A 15,997-nucleotide genomic window follows, 5' to 3' on the forward strand; every position below is an offset into this window, starting at 1 on the left:
AGGGGATGAAAAACGGGGTTATTATGGAGATACGAGGCAGAAAAGCCGTAGTCCTGACACCCGATGGTGAATTTACAACAATCTATCTTAAACGCAATCATAATTTATCAATTGGCTCTGAAATTAAACTTGCACAAAAACCTGAGAAAAATAGAAAAGGTTACTTTATCCCCTCAATGCCAACTATGGCAGGAATGGCGACGATCATTATGCTTTTTGTCATTGTGGCTAGTGTTATTCCAGTCCCGAACAACGATGCAGTGGCTGCCTATGTTAGCTTCGACATCAATCCAAGTATCGAGGTGGGAATCAATTCCGACCTTGAAATTGTAGAGTATCAAGCTTGGAATTCGGACGGTGAAGGGTTGAATTTAGATCAAGATACAAAGAATATGCCGCTAGAAGAGTTTGCAAATATTCTTTTTTCAAAACTTGAAGAAAATGGGTACCTAACTGATAAAGGACAACTACTTATCGTAGCGAGTAATGTTGAAAAAAACAGTCGCTATCAGAAAGTCAAAAGCAAACTAGAAGAAACGATTAACGGTTTAAAGCAAAACGATGTTTTAACAAAACAAGCTGTTGCAATTACAACTATTTTACATGCTGATTATCAAACGCGGAACGAAGCAGTTGAAAAAGGTGTGTCTCCTGGAAAATACATGACGTATTTAGCAGCACAAGATCGTGGAGTCTCGATTACTCTTGAAGATGCTCGTAAGCTCTCTATTAAGAAGTTGGGTGCACTCAACAATAGAGCAACTGCTTCAGAAGATGATGAAGCAGAGCCTACTGAAAACGTTACGTACGATCTAGAAAATAAGATTACTCAGCTTAATGATGAATCTAATAAAGCAGTTACTAGTGAATCAAATAAAAAAAAAGAACAAAGTAAGCAGCGTCCAGTAGTAAAAGAAGACAAAGAACCAATCGGTAAGCTCTCAGATAATGGTCAATCTTCATCTCAACAATCCGTTGACAAAACTGCTAAGAAGCTAAAAGATTCTGAACCACAGGAAACGTCTGTGCAAAAAAAGGATAAAGAAAAGAAAGAAAAAGAAGACAAAAACAATCGTTCTTCGAAGGAAGACCATAAAGATAGAAATGATTACGATGATAAGAAAGACAAAAAAGACAAGAAAGACTACAAAGACAAGCACAAAGATAAACACAAAGAGAAGCACAAAGATAAACATGACAACAAACACGAAGATAAACATGAGGACAAGTACGAAAGCAAACACGATCACCACTCTAATGATAAACGAGAAAGTAAAAAAGAGTGGAAAGATAAAGATAAGCACTGAGAGTAATTTTTTAACTTGTTTGAAAAAGGTTTAACGCTATTATTTTATATTATTAAAAAAGAGTCAGGGAGATCATCTCCCTGGCTCTTGTTGTTCTGTCCAATCGTTATTAAAGCATGATAGTGGGAAGAACTTTGATGATATCCATGAAAGATGCCTGGTCCCCAAACGTCTCTACAATGTTGTGTTGCTTATCGAGAAGCACCGTTGTTGGAACACCTTTACACCCATAGAGATCATACGTTTCTCTCCCTTTGTCTTTTAGTACCGGGAAGGAGAGGTCGTTTTTGATTGCAAATTGTTTACCAGCTTCTTCTGAGCGTTCTCGTCCAGTCACATTGATAGTAAGAAATTCAAGTTTGTCTAAGTCTGCGTGTTCATAAAATTGTTCTTTCATTGGTAGGTCTTTCATACAATCAGGACACCATGATGCCCAAAAGGTAAGCATAACAGGCTTTCCTATATAGTCATCCAAGGAGTATGTTTTATCATTTCGGACCTCTTGTAAAGAAAACGTAGGGGCTTTCACAAAAAGTCTCCTTTCAAATATAGATTTATGGTAACCTTACCAAAATTCACGTTCTAATCAAAACAATTTGTGCGTAGTTTGAATTTGTATAAACTTTCAAAAAAATGTTTGACACTAATGCATTGCCTTGCTAAAATAATACTCAATCAAAGTAATTGAATATTCGTACTTATCTAGAGAGGCGGAGGGACTGGCCCTATGAAGCCCGGCAACCGGCAAACCATTTGGTTTGAAAAGGTGCCAATTCCTGCAGGATTTTTCCTGGAAGATAAGCAGAGCTGATTTAATATAATCGTGCCTCTCTGTCTTTCAGAGAGGCTTTTTTGTTTTTATAAGTAGTTGAAATTGTTATTGCGTGATGGGAGTGAGAGGGAGTTGGGAAAAGAGACGAATTATGAGGAACAACGGGTCTCCATTGGCTCGCTTGTACTTGAATCAGGAAAAGAACTTGAAGAAGTTGAGTTAGCTTACGAACGTGTTGGACCGAAGGAAGCACCAGTCATTCTAGTCTGTCATGCACTAACAGGTAATCAGTATACGGTTGGAAGAAGCGAGGATGGGTGGTGGAAAGGGCTTATCGGTCATCACAAATTTGTGGATACTTCTGAATTTCAGGTAATCACATTTAACGTACTCGGAGGATGTAATGGCTCAACTGGTCCATTATCTCTAAATCCAGCTACAAACCATCCGTATCAGGCAGACTTTCCTTTCGTAAGTGTGAGAGATATGGTCCATTCTCAAAGGAGAGCGCTTGAAGTACTTGGTATTGAACACCTTCACGCAGTGGTCGGTGGATCGCTTGGAGGAATGCAGGTTCTCGAGTGGGGAATTCTTTATCCAGATGTAATGGAGCATCTCGTACCGTTAGCTGTGACCCCCTCTCTAAGCGCATACGGAATTGCGTATAATGCAATTTCGAGGTATGCCATAACGAATGACTCTGAATGGAAAGATGGGTATTACAAGCATACTCACCCACCAGCTGCGGGGCTAGCTACAGCGCGTATGATCGGAATGATTTCGTATCGTACAGATGAAATGTTTCAAAAGAAATTTGGCAGGAGGGAGATCGACAAACCTGAAGAACATACCGAGGCTGCCTACGACGTCGAATCTTATCTCAAATACCAGGGACAAAAGCTTGTTGGCAGGTTTGATGCCAATAGCTACTTATATTTATTAAAAGCAATGGATCACCATGATATAGCTAGAGGAAGAGACAGTATTACACCAATACAGAAGATACGAGCTAACGTTTTAGCCATTAGCTTTAAAGGTGATTTAATTTATCCACCCAAGGATCTTGAAAATATTTTTTGCCTTGAGAGGATGGCACGATTCTATCTCGTCGATACAAAGTATGGTCATGATGGGTTCCTTGTTGAATTTGATAAGTGGGGTCCATTAATTAAAGAGCAGTTAAAAGAACCGTCAAAAATTTGAAGGAGTGGATAAGAGATGGCAGAGAATCGTTATAACTTAGAGACAATTGGAATTCATGGTGGTTTACAGGCTGATCCTGCTACTGGAGCGAGAGCATTACCGATTTATCAAACCAACGCCTATAAATTTGATAACACAGACCATGCAGCAGATTTGTTTGGATTAAAAGAGGAAGGATTTATTTATTCTCGGATTGGTAATCCAACGGTAGGTACACTTGAAGAACGAGTTGCTCAGCTCGAGGGAGGAATAGGAGCTCTTGGGCTTGCGAGCGGGATGGCTGCTATTACGAATGCAATCTTGAATATTGCTAATAGTGGAGATGAAATTGTATCAGCTTCCACTTTGTATGGGGGGACGTACAACCTATTCTCAATAACTCTTCCTAAATACGGCATTAAAACCAACTTTGTTGATCCGAAAGATCCGGAATCATTTCGACATGCTATTACACCTAATACTAAGGCAATCTTTGCTGAAACGATTGGTAACCCTGGACTTCACGTACTCGATATAGAGAAAGTGGCAGAAATTGCTCATGAAGCAGGGATACCGTTGATCGTTGACAACACATTTGCCACTCCTTATTTATGTCGACCAATCGAACATGGTGCTGATATAGTCATACATTCAGCAACGAAGTGGCTTGGGGGGAATGGTTCAACAATGGGAGGACTGATCGTAGATAGTGGAAAATTCGATTGGAACTCATCTAAGTTCCCAGGCTTTATTGAACCAGATCCTTCTTATCACGATATTGTATATGCTGAAGCACTTCCTGAAGCGGCTTTTATTATAAAAGCTCGTGTTCAGCTATTACGAGACACTGGCGCATCATTAAGTCCATTTAACGCTTTTCAGATCGCTTTAGGGATTGAAACACTCCATGTTCGGATGAAAGAACACGTTGCGAACACACGTAAGATCGTAACTTACTTGAAAGAAAATCCCGCGGTTGAGTGGGTAAGCTATCCTGAAGAGGAGAATCATCCTTCAAAGAACCTTGTTGATAAATACTTACCAAAAGGAGCAGGATCGATTGTTGTATTTGGGATAAAAGGTGGGCGTGAAACTGGAGCAGGAATTATTAATTCTGTGAACCTGTGGTCGCATGTTGCAAATGTTGGCGATGCAAAAAGCTTGATCATTCATCCAGCAAGCACAACACACCAGCAGTTGAGTGTAGAAGAATTAACAGCTTCAGGTGTGCGAAATGATTTGATTCGTTTATCGGTAGGTATCGAACATATCGATGATCTTATCGAAGATTTGGATCAGGCCATTTCAAAAGCAAGAATTGAAGCAAGCGTATAACGGTTGAACGAATTCAAAAACTTAATAATTTACTCTTATCGAGAGAGGCAGAGGGACTGGCCCGATGATGCCCGGCAACCTTTAAGCTTATCGCTTAAAAAGGTGCTACTTCCAGCAGAATAGCTACACTATTCTGAGAGATAAGAGGAGGTGAAATCGCCCTCTTCTTATTGAAGAGGGCGATTTTTTTGATAAAACATACAACGAATATTGGAGGGACCTATATGACACAACAATATCAGTTCGACACACTTTCTCTACATGGCGGCCAATCACCTGATCCAACAACTGGATCAAGAGCAGTACCGATTTATCAAACGAGCTCTTACGTTTTTCATGATAGTGAGCACGCTGAACGACTTTTTTCACTGGATGAACCAGGAAATATTTATTCAAGGATAGGAAATCCAACTGTTGATGTTTTTGAAAAAAGGATGGCTCTTCTCGAAGAAGGAGTTGCAGCCGTTGCAACATCTTCCGGGCAGGCAGCGATTGCACTTTCGATATTAAATATTGCGAGTGCGGGAGACGAAATCGTAGCGGCTTCAAACTTATACGGGGGGACATATAATTTGTTTGCGGTCACACTCCCAAGGTATGGCATCAACGTGAAATTCGTCGATCCCACAAACCCGGAAAATTTCAAAGAAGCTATCACGAGTAAAACAAAGGGAATTTTCGCAGAAATCATTGGAAATCCAAGTTTGTCAGTTCTACATGTTGAAAAGGTTTCAGATATTGCGCACGATGCAGGAATTCCATTGATCGTAGATAACACCTTTGCCACTCCATATGCGTGTAAACCTCTTACATTAGGTGCGGATATCGTTGTACATTCTGCGACTAAGTGGATTGGTGGGCACGGGACATCGATTGGAGGTGTAGTCGTAGATGGGGGCCGGTTTGATTGGAACTCCCCGAAGTTTCCTACGTTCACTGAACCAGATGAAAGTTACAACGGGATTCGCTATGCAGTTGATTTTGCGACACTGGCGTTCAGCACAAAATTACGCGTACAACTTCTACGTGATTTTGGTAGTTGCTTAAGTCCTTTCAATGCGTTTCTTCTATTACAAGGACTTGAGACGCTTCATCTTCGAGCAGAGAAGCATCATGAGAATGCACATAAGCTAGCGAACTATTTACAAGATCATCCTGCTGTAGATTGGGTGAGTTATCCAGGCTTACCATCGCATCCTTCTTATAACGATGCAAAAGAGATCCTAACGAATGGCTTCGGAGCAGTCGTTAACTTTGGAATCAAAGGAGGAAAAGAAGCAGGTCGGAAGCTCATCGATCACGTTTCTCTTTGGTCTCATCTTGCTAATGTTGGCGATGCAAAAAGCTTGATCATTCATCCAGCTAGTACGACTCATCAACAGTTAAGTCGAGAAGAGCTGCAGAAAGCAGGAGTGAAAGAGGAGCTTATTCGCCTTTCTGTTGGCGTCGAGGGTGCAGATGATTTAATTTTCGATTTAGATCAATCGCTCCGTAAAGCAACTGGTTTAGAAACTGACACACGTATTGTGGTCAATGATGAAGGTGAAATTCAATGGGCTCTGCAAAGTCCTTATCAGAAAGAGTCGATTAATGGGATAGAAACGCAAAGAAAGAAAACACTTGCTGTCGTAGGTCTTAGTGGGAATGAATCGCGTCCTAGTCACCGATTAGCTAGGAAGATGCAGAGGCTTGGATACAAGATTATACCTGTCAATCCAAAGGCAGACTACATCCTTGGTGAAAAAGCTTATCCAGACTTGAAAAGTGTTCCGGATTTAATAGATGTTGTGCAGGTATTTAGAAGCCCTGAAGCAGCTGTGGAAATAGCAAAAGAAGCAGCCGAGGTTAAACCACGTTTATTCTGGCTTCAAGAAGGCGTGGTATCAGAAAAAGCTGCTCAAATAGCAGCTAATGCAGGTCTACAGGTAGTTCATAATCGATGCACATACAAAGAAGCCCAGAGGCTTAGGGGCACAATTTCAACATATGCATGTGAACTTTGATAAGGGAGAGGGAGAAATCATTATGAAGAGAATTCCATGGATCGATCTAAGAAGTTTGGTAGCACTCTCAATGGTAGTGGTGTTCATTCTAATAAGCGCAGGGTGCTCTTCTTCTGGCGCTACTTCGAGTGAGGATCCAAACGAAATAAGAGTGGATTATGCTTATTATTCACCAACTAGCCTTGTCGTGAAAAAACAAGGACTGCTTGAAGAAGAGTTTAAGGGTGAAGATATCAACATCGAATATGTGTTGAGTCAAGGAAGTAACAAAGCTCTTGAATTCTTGAATAGTAATAGTGTTGATTTTGGCTCTACGGCAGGTGCAGCTGCGCTAATGGCAAAAGCGAAAGGCGCTCCAATTAAGAATGTATATATTTATTCAAAGCCTGAATGGACGGCTTTAGTTACAAATAAGGATTCAGATATTAATAGTGTAAAAGATTTAAAAGGAAAGAAAGTAGCCGCAACTCTCGGCACGGACCCATATATTTTCTTGCTTCGTTCTTTAAGTGAAGTGGGACTAACTCAAGATGATATTGAGCTAGTGAATCTTCAACATGGAGACGGTGCATCTGCGTTAAGTACTGGTCAAGTGGACGCGTGGGCAGGGTTAGATCCTCATATGGCACGCCTTGAACTAGAAACAGAATCAGAACTTTTTTACCGAAATGCAGATTTAAATACGTACGGCTTTTTGAACACGAGGACTGAATTTGCTGAGAAATATCCAGAGCATGTGGAACGTGTGATCAGCGTATACGAGAAAGCTAGAAAATGGGTCATCGATCACCCAGAAGAAGCAGCACAGCTACTAGCTGAAGAAGCTGATATTAAGCTTGAAGTGGCTAAGAAACAATTGGAACGAAACGATTTTTCAAATCCAACTCCTGGTGAAGAACAGAAGAAAGCCATCATTAAAGCAGGAAACGTTCTTCAGAAGAGCGAGATCATTGATCAAGATGCAGATATCGAATCGTTAACAAATGAACTGATCGATCCATCGTTTGCAGAAGAAGTTATTTCAGAATTGAAGGGGGATTAGAAAATGGCAAAACAACATTCAGAAGCGATCCCCTTAAAGGGGATCGTGGGCAAAACTTCGCCGAGGCAATTCAGTTTACATCCGATTCTTATTGGAAGCATCCTCCCCTTGCTTCTGTTAGTCGTTTGGGAGTCTTTAAGTAGATTTGGTGTATTGCCTTCTTATTTACTACCAGCACCCACAGTGATTTTTAGCACGATTGTAGATTTGGGTGCCGATGGCTCTCTTTTTGGACATATCGGAATAACATTATATCGAATTTTCTTAGGCTTTCTTTTAGGTGCAGTAGCGGCATTATTGCTTGGTTCTTTCGTAGGCATTTACCGAAAAGCAGAGCAATTGTTTGATCCGATCATCCAAGCATTTCGTTCGATCCCTTCTCTTGCCTGGGTTCCTCTTTTCATCTTATGGATGGGAATTGCTGAAGCCTCGAAAGTAACGCTGATTGCAGTAGGGGTTTTCTTCCCCGTATATCTGAACGTGGTGAGCGGGATTTTAAGTGTTGATCGTCAGTTGATTGAAGTTGGAAAAATGTATGGATTAAATAGTTATCAGTTAGTCAAACGAATTATTCTACCTGCATCTCTTCCTTCATTCCTTATCGGTCTGAGAAGTGGTTTAGGCCTTGGGTGGATGTTTGTAGTAGCCGCTGAATTAATGGGGGCGAGTCAAGGGTTAGGCTACTTGCTCGTTCTTGGACAAAACACCTACTCTCCAGAGCTTATTATCGCGAGCATCGTTCTCTTTGCATTTCTTGGAAAAGTGAGTGATGCCCTCTTGAAGAAAGTGGAGAACCGATCATTACACTGGCAGGATCGTATGGAACAACGCTGAGGAGGATTCATAATGAGTTTACAAGTACGAAACGTGAGTAAAGAATTCGAAAACCGGAAAGCCATTAGTAACATTTCGTTCAACACAGAGAGTGGCGAAATTATAGGGATACTAGGAACGAGTGGGTGTGGAAAAAGCACATTATTACGAGTGGTCTCAGGACTTGATCCATCGTATACGGGTGATGTGATCATCGATGGTGAAGTTTGCAACCATGTTGATAAGAGAGTCGGATTTATTTTTCAGCAACCTAGGCTCATGCCGTGGTTATCTGTGCTAGACAATGTGTCATTTGGCTTAAAGGGAGAAAAGGAAGAGCAACGATCGAATGCAGCTAGATACCTTGACCTCGTTGGACTTAAAGGAAATGAACAAGATTATCCAAAGCAGCTGTCTGGAGGGATGGCTCAGCGCGTTGCTATTGCGAGAGCGCTTGTTACCTCACCACAATACTTGTTACTAGATGAACCTTTTAGTGCGCTCGATGCATTTACGAAAATGAAGCTACAAGACTTATTGTTAGAAATCTGGGAAGCTTACAAAGCCACTATTTTACTCGTTACTCATGACGTTGAGGAAGCACTCTATCTTTGTGACAGACTTATCATCTTGAAGGGGCAGCCTGGAAGGAAAGAGGAAGAGATAGTGATAGATGAACCACGACCTCGTTCTCGTGGAAGTGCAAAACTCGCAGAGTACAAAGAACATATCTTAGAGAGGTTAGAATTGACTACACCTGTAACCGAGATCGGAGGGGCTAGTATATGAGCATAACACTACCAAAACAAATCTCTTCTCAAGCAAAAGGTACTAATCTAGGAAGGTATGAAGAAGCTTACGCATCGTTTCAGTGGGAAAAGGTAGTAGATCAGTTCATCAGTCATACTGGAAAAATGAATGTTGCATATGAATGCATCGACCGACACGTAGAAAATGGTTACGGAAATAAAACGGCTTTGTATTATGTGAATAGTGATACGAAAACATCGTTAACGTTTGATGAAGTGAAGAACAAGACAGATCATTATGCAACTGTACTCAAAAAGCGTGGGGTAAGAAAAGGGGAAAGGGTTTTTGTTTTTCTTCCTAAAAACCCCGAGTGCTATATCGCCATACTTGCTGTGATTAAATTAGGGGCAATCGCGGCACCGTTGTTTGAAGCATTCATGGAGGAAGCAGTGAAGGATCGAATCGTTGATTGCGATGGGACAGCACTCATAACCAACCAAGAGCTTCAAAAGAGAGTGCCTGCTAATGAAATCCCTACACTAAGTCTGATTCTTACGACGGATGAAATCGAGAATACGCAAGTAGAAGAATGGACTCCTATTGAATGGGCTGATCCTGAAGATGGTTTTTTACTCCACTACACGAGCGGTTCAACAGGGAAACCAAAAGGAGTGCTTCATGCCCATCGTTCGATGATTCATCATTATCAATCGGGAAAGTGGGTTCTTGATATTAAAGATTCAGACGTATATTGGTGCACCTCTCACCCTGGTTGGGTAACTGGAAGTGTTTATGGGTTGTTTGCTCCCTGGTTAAATAAAGCAACGATCGTAATTAATGGAGGACGCTTCAAAGCAGAGGAATGGTATAGATTAATCGATGATTTAGGTGTCACAATCTGGTATAGTGCGCCAACTGCATTTCGGATGTTAATGACAAAAGAAGAGATAGTAGAAAACTATCGTCTAACATCCTTGCGACATATTCTTAGTGTTGGAGAGCCACTGAATCCAGAAGTGATCCAATGGGCAACTCAAGTTTTGGGGCAAAGGATTCACGATACATGGTGGATGACGGAAACGGGCGGTCACCTCATTGTTAACTTCCCAGGTGAAGCGATTAAACCTGGTTCGATGGGACGACCATTTCCAGGGGTAAAGGTTGGGATATTAGATGAGGAAGGAAAGGAATTAGCTGTAGGAACAACAGGTCAGCTTGCGATTCAAGCACCATGGCCAGGATTAATGAAAACAATTTGGAAAAACGAGGAGAAATTCGAAAGCTATTTTCCATATCCGGGATGGTATGTTTCTGGTGACCTTGCTTATAAAGATGAGGAAGGATTTATATTCTTTCAGGGGCGCGATGACGACATGATCAATTCCTCAGGTGAACGAATTGGGCCGTTTGAAGTAGAAAGTCAGTTAATCACTCACCGAGCTGTTGCTGAGGCAGGTGTAGTGGGCAAACCAGATCCACTTAGAGGTGAAATCGTAAAAGCTTACATCACATTAAGACGGGGTTATGAAAGAAACGAGAATCTTCTTGAAGAGATTCGACTCCATGTTAGAAAGAATCTTGCAGCACATGCGGCACCACGAGAAATAGAAGTTCTTGACGACCTACCGAAAACAAAAATAAGCGGAAAGATCTTGAGAAGAGTCTTAAAGGAATGGTCAACACAATAACGGAGGTGAATGGAATGGATACACTGCACGTAGCGCTGATTGGTTTCGGCACAGTTGGTAAAGGTGTATATAAAAGCATTGAAAAACAGCGAGGTCAATTGGAGAGTTTGCTTCAGAAAAAGATTTCAATCGAGGCCATCTTAATTAAAAACGACGAATTAGAACGAGAAGTAGATGAAAACACATTAGTGACGACAGAATTGGAAGAACTATTAAATTTACCGCAGCTTGATATCGTTTTTGAAGCGATTAACGGTGTCGAACCTGCAGAAACCTATTTGTCTAGATTAATAGAAAAAGGCTGTCATATCATTACAGCTAATAAAGAGTTACTTGCAACAAGTGGAAATGACTTAAGGAAATTAGCTGTAAAGCACAATGTTGGTTTAAGGTACGAAGCAGCGGTTGCTGCATCCATTCCGATTTTAAGCACTTTGAGAGAAGGAATCAGAAGTAATCAAGTCAAAGAAATCAGTGGAATATTGAATGGGACTTCTAATTTTATTCTCAATGAATTACAAGAAAAAGAAATCTCATTTGATGAAGCACTTCAGTTAGCTCAGGAGAAAGGCTATGCTGAAGCTGATCCTTCGAATGATATAGATGGCTGGGATGCATTTTATAAGATTCTTATTCTATCTGACATTGTATATGGTCGGCAGCCTAAGTGGGAAAATATAACTAGAAAAGGCATAAGAGATGTCGCAAGTTTTGATATCAAAAAGGCTGAAGCGCTTGGTCTTAGAATAAAACATATAGCTAATCTTAGCCTAATTGCCGGAGAGCCAGTTATTACCGTTGAGTCAGTTGCAATCTCTTCAACTCACCCCTTCTTCAACATTACAGGTGTCAACAATGCTATTAAGGTTTCTGGTAATCTCGCAGGTGATATTACACTCCAGGGACCAGGGGCCGGCGCTGAACCAACTGCTAGCGCAATGATTGAGGATTTACTAAGCATAGATCGAAACAGCTCGGACGCTGTTTGTTATTCTAGACGAGAAAAAGCAGAACGTGAAGATCGGAACTTTATGCTGATTGGAGAGGATGGTGCATTAAGAGACCTTAACTTCCTTCCATCGTCCGAAGAGGGTGCTTACTATGCCACGGGCAATAGAAGCGAGATTGAAGCATCTTTACGTTTGTTTCCTCATGTAAGAATTTATCCTCTTCAAGAAACGGTCGAACATCGCTTTACGTCTCAATTAAAAGTAGTATAGGTATTTCTTCCCCCTCCGAGAGAAAGAGGGGGATTTTACATTCAACCTAATGAAAGCGCTTTAATAAAATTCACAATAAAAAATGTGATGTCATGTAATCTCACTCATGAAAGGGTTGTAAGCGGTTGCAAATAAACAGATATATCTAAATAGTCTAAAAATTTTCAATAAGGGTGTTGACCTTCACATGAAACGGGAGTAATATTGTCCTCAATTACACAAATTATTTAAACAATTCAAACATTCAACAAGGACCTAACTCATATGGTCCTACAAATTAAACTTGATGCTTTAATGCGTCTATTACCAAAAGGAAAGGAGTGAACAAGGTGAGTGAACAATGGATCTACCTTAATGGAGAATTTGTAAAAAAAGAAGATGCCAAAGTATCGGTATATGATCACGGCTTTCTTTATGGTGATGGGGTGTTCGAAGGAATTCGCATGTATGATGGTAATGTTTTCCGTCTGGAAGAACATCTACAACGATTATTCGACTCAGCTCATTCAATCATGCTCAATATAACTTATACGATGGAGGAATTGACTGACATTGTTGTTCAGACATTGAAGAAGAATGAACTTCAGGATGCCTATATTCGTATTGTTGTATCACGAGGCGTGGGAAATCTTGGGCTTGATCCATTCACATGCAGGGAGCCTCAACTGATTGTCATTGCAGAATCACTAGCCTTGTTCCCTAAGCATCTTTACGATACAGGGATTGAAATCGTTACGGTAGCAAGTCGACGAAACCGGTCAGACGTACTAAGTCCAAAGGTTAAATCATTGAACTATTTGAATAATATTTTGGTGAAAATCGAGGCGAACCTCGCAGGTGTAAGTGAAGCCCTCATGCTAAATGATCAGGGCTATGTTGCTGAAGGTTCTGCAGATAATATATTTATTGTGAAAGGTAACGTAATCAAAACACCACCAGGATATGTAGGTGCGCTAGAGGGAATCACGCGAAATGCCATCATGGAACTTGCTAGAGAAAAAGGATATGAAATGCGAGAAGAAACATTTACAAGGCATGATGTTTATGTGGCGGACGAAGTTTTCCTTACCGGAACTGCTGCAGAGGTTATCGCCGTCGTTAAAGTTGACGGTAGAGTAATCGGTGATGGTCGTCCTGGAAACACAACAAATACTCTTCTTAAAGCATTTAGAAACATCGTCACGGTAGATGGAGTGAATGTATACCCATCGAAACGGGATGTTCAAGCAGGGTAATCCCACAATTGAATAAGGAAAATCAATGACGAGGTAAAAGGTACAGGATCGAGTATTTACCAGAGAGCCGGTAGAGGTGGAAGCCGGTACTACTCCCTGCACCGACATCCCCTCTGAGTGCTGATCTGAATGAAGCAACGTAGGATCAGCCAGGTGTTTTACAACACTTGTTATTAAAAAGAACAGCATATGCTGTTACTGAGGTGACATTGAATAGTTGTCACAAATGTAGGGTGGTACCGTGAAGTCTTTTCGCCCCTACGGACCGTGTTAAGCGGCGTGGGGATGAGAAGGCTTTTTTTTATACTTTCACTAACGTAGTAGCAACCTGTTTTCACTGGATAAAGAGCTTGTTGCAAAGCATGCTTATAAGCAAAATTCATTACGAAGCATTGGAGGGATTATCAGTATGCGGGCGAAGGCAAGAAATGAAGCCGAAGCTGTTACGACGGAGATGACCGGAGCGGATATTCTGATCGATTCATTGAAAAAGGAAAATGTTGAAGTGCTGTTTGGCTATCCTGGAGGCGCAGTATTACCGATTTACGACGCACTCTACCGTTCACCGATCAAGCATATCCTTTCAAAACATGAACAAGGTTCCATCCATGCTGCTGAAGGATACGCGAGAGTAAGCGGTAAACCAGGTGTCGTCATTGCAACATCGGGTCCAGGTGCTACTAATCTCGTGACAGGTATTACAGATGCCATGATGGATTCGTTACCAATCGTTATTTTTACAGGTCAGGTAGCGAGCAATGTTATCGGTACAGATGCTTTTCAGGAAGCGGATGTGATGGGAATCACTTCACCGATTACAAAGCATAATTACCAAGTGCGTGATGTGAAGGACCTTCCTAGAATTATTAAAGAAGCCTTTCACATAGCTTCTACTGGTCGTCCGGGTCCAGTTTTAGTTGATATTCCAAAGGATGTATCGAATAAGAAGGTGGCACCGGGTGAGGAGTGCAAAGTAAATCTACCAGGTTATCAACCAACTTTCTCTCCCAATGTATTACAAATTAAGAAACTAGCAGACGCGATTGGAACTGCACAAAAACCGGTCATTTTAGCTGGAGCTGGCGTTCTTCACGCCACTGCCGGTAAAGATCTACTCGCATTTTCAGAAAAGCACCAAATACCAGTAGTCAATACCCTCCTCGGTTTAGGAAGTTATCCAGGAAACCACCCGCTGTTTCTTGGAATGGGAGGCATGCATGGTACGTATACAGCCAACATGGCGTTGTATGAATGTGATTTGCTTATCAGCATAGGAGCGAGATTCGATGATCGGTTAACAGGTAACCTTGATCACTTTGCTAGAAATGCAGTAGTAGCACATATCGATGTGGATCCAGCTGAAATAGGGAAGAACATTCCTACCCAAATACCAATCGTTTCTGATGCAAGAGAGGCGTTGAGGAGTTTACTCGATGTAGAAACAAGAACGCCTGAAACGGACGAGTGGCGGAAACAACTTGCAGAAAAGAATAAACAGTATCCGCTTTGGTACAAAACGCACACAGAAGAATTTTTGCCACAGCGAGTGATCGAGCTCGTTCATAAGCATACAAAAGGAGATGCCATCATCACGACCGATGTGGGGCAACACCAAATGTGGGCAGCTCAATATTATTCTTTTACTGATCCGAACAAATGGGTTACTTCAGGAGGGCTAGGAACAATGGGATTCGGCTTTCCTGCTGCTATTGGCGCACAGCTAGCGTTTCCTGAACAAACAGTTGTTTCACTAACTGGCGATGGCGGTTTTCAGATGACGCTTCAAGAGCTATCTGTTCTTCAAGAGTTAAATCTTCCTGTAAAAGTAGTAATCGTAAACAATCAATCACTTGGAATGGTACGACAGTGGCAGGAAGCCTTCTATGAACAGCGGTATTCTCAGTCTCTTATTCCAATTCAACCTGATTTCGTGAAACTTGGTGAAGCATATGGAATTAAGGCATATCAAGTGCAAACAGAAGAAGAAGCCGAGGCGGTCTTCAGTGAAGCATTTTCACACAGGGATCCTGTATTGATCGATTGCAGGGTTAGTCCTTCTGAAAACGTATATCCAATGATTGCACCTGGGAAAGGTCTTCATGAGATGATCGGGGTGAAACCATGAAACGAATCGTGACGGCTACGGTTATTAATCAAAGTGGTGTGTTGAATCGAATCACCGGATTGATGACCAAAAGACAGTTCAATATAGAGAGCATTACAGTCGGACATACCGAAACAGAAGGTATTTCCAAGATGACATTTGTAGTGAACGTTGAGGGCGATGGAAAGATTGAGCAGTTGATTAAACAGTTAAACAAGCAAGTAGACGTGCTTAAGGTGTCTGATATAACAGACCAGGCAATCGTCGTAAGAGAGCTAGCTCTCATCAAAGTCATTAGTAACGCACAAATCAGAAGCGAATTATCCGGAATTATTGAACCCTTCCGAGCTTCCATCATCGATGTTAGCCGCGAAAACTTAACGGTTCAAGTTACGGGAGACTCAGATAAAATCGAAGCCATCATCGATTTGCTCCGACCATACGGGATCAAAGAGATGGTTCGAACTGGTATCACAGCATTCCCAAGAGGAAGCCAGAGATCTGTAACAGACTTAAAACAGTATTCAATTCTTAATTAATAAACCA

The 15,997-nt window shown here is 41.4% G+C and carries 13 protein-coding genes and 2 riboswitches; of the genes, 12 read left to right on the top strand and 1 reads right to left on the bottom strand.

Annotated elements, in window-relative coordinates:
* Positions 1-5 precede the first annotated feature (5 nt).
* A complete protein-coding gene (locus SJY16_RS04320) occupies positions 6-1,307 on the top strand; it encodes an anti-sigma factor domain-containing protein (RefSeq protein ID WP_377887854.1) in 1,302 nt (433 codons plus the stop codon).
* A 109-nt stretch (positions 1,308-1,416) separates the two neighbouring features.
* Here SJY16_RS04320 and SJY16_RS04325 read toward each other — a convergent pair whose 3' ends face one another.
* Positions 1,417-1,836: a TlpA disulfide reductase family protein gene (locus SJY16_RS04325; protein ID WP_377887855.1), complete on the bottom strand. Its 420-nt coding sequence runs from the start codon at positions 1,834-1,836 to the stop codon at positions 1,417-1,419.
* A 166-nt stretch (positions 1,837-2,002) separates the two neighbouring features.
* Positions 2,003-2,111, top strand: a riboswitch (SAM riboswitch).
* Positions 2,112-2,211: 100 nt separating this feature from the next.
* Here SJY16_RS04325 and metX point away from each other — a divergent pair.
* The 11 genes from metX (at position 2,212) to ilvN (ending at position 15,990) form a co-directional block, all read left to right on the top strand.
* Positions 2,212-3,282, top strand: coding sequence for a homoserine O-acetyltransferase MetX (gene metX, locus SJY16_RS04330; protein ID WP_377887856.1), 1,071 nt, complete (start codon positions 2,212-2,214; stop codon positions 3,280-3,282).
* 15 nt (positions 3,283-3,297) lie between these two features.
* Entirely contained in the window at positions 3,298-4,596 is a 1,299-nt protein-coding gene (locus SJY16_RS04335; RefSeq protein ID WP_377887857.1) for an O-acetylhomoserine aminocarboxypropyltransferase/cysteine synthase family protein, read from the top strand.
* 32 nt (positions 4,597-4,628) lie between these two features.
* A riboswitch (SAM riboswitch) is annotated at positions 4,629-4,743 on the top strand.
* Positions 4,744-4,820: 77 nt separating this feature from the next.
* Entirely contained in the window at positions 4,821-6,599 is a 1,779-nt protein-coding gene (locus tag SJY16_RS04340) for a PLP-dependent aspartate aminotransferase family protein (RefSeq protein ID WP_377887858.1), read from the top strand.
* Between the two features lie 22 nt (positions 6,600-6,621).
* Entirely contained in the window at positions 6,622-7,641 is a 1,020-nt protein-coding gene (locus SJY16_RS04345) for an aliphatic sulfonate ABC transporter substrate-binding protein (RefSeq protein WP_377887859.1), read from the top strand.
* 3 nt (positions 7,642-7,644) lie between these two features.
* Complete coding sequence (locus SJY16_RS04350) at positions 7,645-8,475, top strand: ABC transporter permease (RefSeq protein WP_377887860.1); 831 nt, start codon at positions 7,645-7,647, stop codon at positions 8,473-8,475.
* Positions 8,476-8,487: 12 nt separating this feature from the next.
* Positions 8,488-9,243: an ABC transporter ATP-binding protein gene (locus SJY16_RS04355; RefSeq protein ID WP_377887861.1), complete on the top strand. Its 756-nt coding sequence runs from the start codon at positions 8,488-8,490 to the stop codon at positions 9,241-9,243.
* Positions 9,240-10,892 (top strand): acetate--CoA ligase, encoded by a 1,653-nt coding sequence (gene acsA, locus SJY16_RS04360; protein WP_377887862.1) that lies wholly within the window; start codon positions 9,240-9,242, stop codon positions 10,890-10,892. Before SJY16_RS04355 ends, acsA begins: the two co-directional genes overlap by 4 nt.
* A gap of 14 nt (positions 10,893-10,906) precedes the next feature.
* Positions 10,907-12,112, top strand: a complete 1,206-nt coding sequence (locus SJY16_RS04365; protein WP_377887863.1) for a homoserine dehydrogenase — start codon at positions 10,907-10,909, stop codon at positions 12,110-12,112.
* A 329-nt stretch (positions 12,113-12,441) separates the two neighbouring features.
* Positions 12,442-13,347 (top strand): branched-chain-amino-acid transaminase, encoded by a 906-nt coding sequence (gene ilvE / locus SJY16_RS04370; protein WP_377887864.1) that lies wholly within the window; start codon positions 12,442-12,444, stop codon positions 13,345-13,347.
* Between the two features lie 409 nt (positions 13,348-13,756).
* The gene (gene ilvB, locus SJY16_RS04375) at positions 13,757-15,472 is read left to right on the top strand and encodes an acetolactate synthase large subunit (protein ID WP_377887866.1); all 1,716 of its coding nucleotides are present in this window, start codon (positions 13,757-13,759) and stop codon (positions 15,470-15,472) included.
* The gene (gene ilvN, locus SJY16_RS04380) at positions 15,469-15,990 is read left to right on the top strand and encodes an acetolactate synthase small subunit (protein WP_377887867.1); all 522 of its coding nucleotides are present in this window, start codon (positions 15,469-15,471) and stop codon (positions 15,988-15,990) included. The genes ilvB and ilvN overlap by 4 nt, the downstream gene beginning before the upstream one ends.
* The last annotated feature ends 7 nt before the right edge of the window (positions 15,991-15,997 follow it).

It is taken from the genome of Alkalihalobacillus sp. R86527 (assembly GCF_042466185.1).
GTDB lineage: Bacteria > Bacillota > Bacilli > Bacillales > Guptibacillaceae > Guptibacillus.

Excerpts from the sequence above, each read along its gene's own strand:
- acsA (WP_377887862.1), top strand. The coding sequence starts at position 9,240 with ATGAGCATAACACTACCAAAACAAATCTCTTCTCAAGCAAAAGGTACT.
- ilvN (WP_377887867.1), top strand. The coding sequence starts at position 15,469 with ATGAAACGAATCGTGACGGCTACGGTTATTAATCAAAGTGGTGTGTTG.
- SJY16_RS04320 (WP_377887854.1), top strand. The coding sequence starts at position 6 with ATGAAAAACGGGGTTATTATGGAGATACGAGGCAGAAAAGCCGTAGTC.
- SJY16_RS04355 (WP_377887861.1), top strand. The coding sequence starts at position 8,488 with ATGAGTTTACAAGTACGAAACGTGAGTAAAGAATTCGAAAACCGGAAA.
- ilvB (WP_377887866.1), top strand. The coding sequence starts at position 13,757 with ATGCGGGCGAAGGCAAGAAATGAAGCCGAAGCTGTTACGACGGAGATG.
- SJY16_RS04350 (WP_377887860.1), top strand. The coding sequence starts at position 7,645 with ATGGCAAAACAACATTCAGAAGCGATCCCCTTAAAGGGGATCGTGGGC.
- SJY16_RS04365 (WP_377887863.1), top strand. The coding sequence starts at position 10,907 with ATGGATACACTGCACGTAGCGCTGATTGGTTTCGGCACAGTTGGTAAA.
- SJY16_RS04335 (WP_377887857.1), top strand. The coding sequence starts at position 3,298 with ATGGCAGAGAATCGTTATAACTTAGAGACAATTGGAATTCATGGTGGT.
- SJY16_RS04345 (WP_377887859.1), top strand. The coding sequence starts at position 6,622 with ATGAAGAGAATTCCATGGATCGATCTAAGAAGTTTGGTAGCACTCTCA.
- SJY16_RS04340 (WP_377887858.1), top strand. The coding sequence starts at position 4,821 with ATGACACAACAATATCAGTTCGACACACTTTCTCTACATGGCGGCCAA.